Origin of the sequence: Bartonella sp. MR63HLJHH (genome assembly GCF_042194155.1) — a bacterium.
Taxonomy (GTDB): domain Bacteria; phylum Pseudomonadota; class Alphaproteobacteria; order Rhizobiales; family Rhizobiaceae; genus Bartonella; species Bartonella grahamii.
Map to the genome: position 1 here is coordinate 1 of NZ_JBHIMN010000028.1, position 3,339 is coordinate 3,339.

The window sequence follows — 3,339 nt, forward strand, 5'->3', positions numbered from 1 at the left end:
ACAGTCAGTATTTTAAAGACTTTGGAAAGATTGTTTCGTAACCTATCCGCTAATCGTTAAGTGTTTTCAGCACTTGATCATTTATATAATAAAATACGTATTTATTGTCAAATAGTATTTTATCTTTTTTGATATTTTTTTAAATACGTTGTGTATTGATAATAACTTATGCTTATTAATTGCTTCTTTTATATTTATGTGCTTTTAAAGCTATATTATGGGCTTTATGAAACGATTGCGTTATTTTCTGAATCTATACATTTATAATATTTAAAAACGCTCTCATAATGCGTATTTTTATCTTTATAACCTATCAATTTTTTACTAAATGAATTTTAAATTTTTTGTGAATTTTGTTTATAAGGGTCTTTAATTTAAACAACCTATATTAAACGCACTCTATAAACACAACCTGTAATATATATTTTGTAGGGGTTTTGGGGGTGTTTATATTTTTTTCAAAAATTAGGGAATTAAAAGCGTAAAGTGATATAAGTATTCACAACAAAGCTTTTGAAAACAATAAAGCTATCATTTTAGATTACGGTATAACCTCTTAAAGCCAATGTAAAAGAAGCGTATTCACTTTAAGATGGGATTTATTAAAAATCTTAAAGCAATCAAAATAAGAGTATTTAAAAGTGCAAATGATTTTTTTTAGAATAACGCATATAAACTATTCTTTTAAAAAGGGATACTCAATAATAATTAGGTCAATAAGTTATATTAATAGTGAGAATTTTATTCTTTATTGATTCTATTAGTTTTTTCTCTATCTCTCATCTTTTTTGAGCTTTTTTATAGCTTCAAGAGCGAGTTTTTTACGGTCTGTGCTCTTTATGTAGAGAAAAGTTAGAGTATTTTTAACTTTTCATATAATTATTCTTTGAAAAGGTCAGAGTGCGTTCCTGTACGAATAAGATGTAATTTATCTCCTTCTATTCTATAAATAAGCAGCCAATCTGGTTCGATATGAATATCATGATACCCTACCCAATCGCCTTTTAGTGGATGATCACAGTAATGTCTTGGTAATGGCTTTTCTTCAATTAGAAGACTTAATAGTGTACGCAGCTTATTCATATTTTTACTGCGTTTTTCCGCCTTGCGCACGTCACGTTTAAATTGTCTCGAGCGAACAGGTATCAGCATATTAAATGCCTAAATCCTTAAAAAGGGCATCAGCGTTTTTAAATGTCTTACCTTTACCTTCATCTAATTCCTTTATAGCTTTACGTGTGACACTATTAGGTACTTTAAGCTCAAAAGGCAAACAACCTTCTTCAGCGACACGCAAAAATGTTATGCGGATAAGATCTGATGCACTTAATCCCATGCGTTCTAAAGTAATCATCGCTTGTTTTTTCATTTTAGCAGGAATGCGAGCGCGAACAACAGAATCGGCTTTCATGATTTGTATCTCCATTTATAACCTTTGTTATAGTGTAGCTACACTGTGACTTCAAGTCAATTTTTTAGAATTAAAAACCCTCTGGATAGCAGGTATGGCAAAAAAAACTCCACGAAAAGAATCCTTGATTCGCAATAATTAAGAGGAATGTTGCAAAATCCTATTCTCTTAACTTTATTTTGTTATCCCTCATAGTAAAGAAGATTATATCTAATCAACTTAACAAGAGAGGTATAGATTATGGTTATAAGCTCTATACCCCTTATGAGTTTATCATACCCATTATGTGAGTATGCCAAATCTATTCAGTTTCTCTAATTTCTAATTTTGGTAGTTTTTTCACGATTTTCATTGTTTCTAAACTTACGGTAATAACCCTTTGAAATAACTCTAATGGATAAGCAGGGTTGCCAATGGTTTCAACAGCATAGCAATTGGCATCATTAACAATGCCACTCTTTTTATCAGTCTTAACGCATTGACGCTCCATAACCCATTCAAGAGGGATATCTGTTATTGTGATATTGCTATTGTAAATAACAATGGTTTTATCTTTTCCTTACTATTTTTAAATTTTGTGAATTTCATTTCAGTCACATAATAAAACTTTTCGGGATTAGAGATGTCAGTTAATTTTGGATTACCCTTTTTAAAGGTCTCAGGATAAGGTTCTACAGTTTCATAGTTTACGTGCAAATGACCCAATTCATGCCCTGCTGTTACAAATTTCCAAAATCCTTAGCAGTTTTTATATAAAGAAGACGAGGCAATTCTTTAGAGAGGTTATTGACATAACGAGTGCGATATTCTGAATGCAAGAGACCGTAAACATAATAAAACAGATCATCTTTAGTGTTTTTTTCATTAGGATAAGCAGTTTTGAAATATGCTAATTCTTCATAAGTTATGGCATTACGCAATTTCTTTTTTGCTTATTTTAGTAATAAGCTATCGTCATGCTATTTTTCTTATCAAGCGATAATAATGGAGTGTTTCTTGTTGTCTCTAATATGTAACAGTTCCAATAAATTTGGTATATTCTATGAATAACAGTCTTTACTTGAAGCTCAAGATTATATTACATGCAACACCTTAAAATTAAGAAGCATATAGAGTGTATGGTTGTTATTTAACAGTGTAAATGCAATCTTCAAAAGCGGGGGAAGTGATATGGTTTGCACAACTAATAAAGCAAGTATATACAGTACAGTCTATGCTTTTCTCTTAGATTTTAGAAGTATTATTCTTATCAAAAAATTAAAAAATTATTACGCGGTTGGCGATTTTTTCTGTGACGCTGATGATATGGTTCATTTTGTTGCTCACTTTGAGGGCACAATGAATGCATAGATTTTTTTTCACTTTTGTTTTTGCGGCTATTTTGTGCCTTTTTTCATGGGCAAGTTTAGCACAAAATATTCGTGAGAAAGCGATTAATCAATCAGAGAGCATCCAACGACAACAAACGCAAGAACAGCGTTTTCAACGATTGCACCGTAGAAACGAAACACATGGGGTATTTTTGCCAGATGATGATACCACATCTGCCTATGGTGCTTCGTCTGGTACAACCTGTTTGCTGATCAAAAGCATTGAATTTGTTGATGCTCAGTTGATTTCTCATACCGACCTTCATGAAGCCATTTCTCTTTGGGAAGGGCGGTGTTTGGGGATTGCCGAAATCAACAAAGTGCTCAAAGCGGTGACCAAGCTTTATATGAAGCGCGGCTATATTGCGGTGCGGGCTTATTTGCCTGAGCAAGATTTAAGCGGCGGTCATCTCAAGATTGTTGTAGTTGAAGGTGTGATGGAAGATATCACTCTGGATGGGCATAAAGTTGAGAGGAGACTTCAAGGAGAAATCACCACGGCTTTTCCAAACCTTATTGGGAAGCCGACCAATCTGCGCCAGATAGAGCAAGGGCTTG

The 3,339-nt window shown here is 32.9% G+C and carries 3 protein-coding genes and 1 pseudogene; 1 reads left to right on the plus strand and 3 read right to left on the minus strand.

Annotation, left to right across the window (positions count from 1 at the left end; translation table 11 throughout):
- Positions 1 to 879 precede the first annotated feature (879 nt).
- The 3 genes and pseudogenes from ACFIKQ_RS08880 to ACFIKQ_RS08890 all read right to left on the minus strand — a co-directional run.
- Complete coding sequence (locus ACFIKQ_RS08880; RefSeq protein WP_026500655.1) at positions 880 to 1,152, minus strand: type II toxin-antitoxin system YafQ family toxin; 273 nt, start codon at positions 1,150 to 1,152, stop codon at positions 880 to 882.
- A 1-nt stretch (position 1,153) separates the two neighbouring features.
- Positions 1,154 to 1,411: a type II toxin-antitoxin system RelB/DinJ family antitoxin gene (locus ACFIKQ_RS08885; protein ID WP_026500656.1), complete on the minus strand. Its 258-nt coding sequence runs from the start codon at positions 1,409 to 1,411 to the stop codon at positions 1,154 to 1,156.
- Between the two features lie 301 nt (positions 1,412 to 1,712).
- A pseudogene (locus tag ACFIKQ_RS08890) lies at positions 1,713 to 2,328 on the minus strand (type ISP restriction/modification enzyme); the annotation flags it as partial.
- 425 nt (positions 2,329 to 2,753) lie between these two features.
- Here ACFIKQ_RS08890 and ACFIKQ_RS08895 point away from each other — a divergent pair.
- The coding region (locus ACFIKQ_RS08895; protein ID WP_375645202.1) for a POTRA domain-containing protein at positions 2,754 to 3,339 on the plus strand (586 nt) is incomplete at its 3' end.

Coding starts and splice junctions, on each gene's coding strand:
- ACFIKQ_RS08880 (WP_026500655.1), bottom strand. CDS start 1,152: ATGCTGATACCTGTTCGCTCGAGACAATTTAAACGTGACGTGCGCAAG.
- ACFIKQ_RS08885 (WP_026500656.1), bottom strand. CDS start 1,411: ATGAAAGCCGATTCTGTTGTTCGCGCTCGCATTCCTGCTAAAATGAAA.